Genomic DNA, 1,038 nt, shown 5'->3' with positions numbered 1-1,038 from the left:
TGGCGATCGCTAAATGGATGTTGATCAATATGGAAAAAAAGCAGGGACTTAAAACATGAACGGCTTATCAAATATTAATCCAGCTATTTTTGCTAAACGAAAGCGTGCTAACAAAATAGGCCTGATTCTATCTACTGCGGCAATGGTATTGGGAATGGCCTTTTTGTTATGGTTTTTGAGTATCCTTTTTTTAAAAGGCTTTTCTTCTATTAATTTGGATGTATTTACTCAGAGCACACCTGCACCTGGTTCTGAGGGCGGTGGTTTGGCAAACGCCATTGTTGGTAGCTTGATGATTGTGGCAAGCTGTACTCTCATCAGTACCCCAATTGGCGTGTTAGCGGGTTTATACCTCTCGGAGTATGGCGATAGAAGCAAAGTCGCCTCTGTTACCCGTTTTGTTACTGACATCATGCTATCTGCGCCATCCATTGTCATTGGATTATTCGTATACGCTATTGTGGTAGCTCAGATACGTCACTTCTCTGGTTGGGCTGGCACGATTGCATTGGCTTTAATTGCCATTCCGGTGGTAGTTCGTACAACGGAGAATATGCTCCGCTTAGTGCCTGGAAGCTTGCGAGAGGCCGCCTATGCTTTGGGTACTCCTAAATGGAAAGTAGCATTTATGATTACTTTGCGCGCAGCTCAAAGCGGGGTGATTACCGGTATTTTATTGGCGCTTGCACGTGTGAGTGGTGAAACAGCGCCATTGCTCTTTACTGCTCTCAATAATCAGTTTTTCTCAAGCAATATGAATGCACCTATGGCGAATTTGCCAGTGGTGATCTTCCAATTCGCCATGAGTCCATATGACAACTGGGTTGATTTAGCCTGGGCTGCAGCTTTACTTATCACCTTTGCTGTACTGGGTCTGAATATTCTTGCGCGTGTAGTATTCCGCCAGAAAGTACAGAGTTAATGAGTAATATGAAAACTATGTTTGACTTAAATACGATTGATAGTCAAGGAATAAGAATGAACGACACAACTACACCATCAAAAAATGATGTTAAAAATGCCTTAGAGGTTCGTAAC

The 1,038-nt window shown here is 42.8% G+C and carries 1 protein-coding gene; it reads left to right on the top strand.

Annotated features, from left to right (window positions below):
• Nucleotides 1–55: 55 nt before the first annotated feature.
• Nucleotides 56–922 (top strand): phosphate ABC transporter permease PstA, encoded by an 867-nt coding sequence (pstA, locus tag B7Y67_RS19250; RefSeq protein ID WP_293600010.1) that lies wholly within the window; start codon nt 56–58, stop codon nt 920–922.
• The last annotated feature ends 116 nt before the right edge of the window (nt 923–1,038 follow it).

It is taken from the genome of Polynucleobacter sp. 35-46-11, from assembly GCF_002281105.1.
Note: the sequence above shows the minus strand (reverse complement) of the source record. Positions and strands in the feature narration are given on the sequence as shown.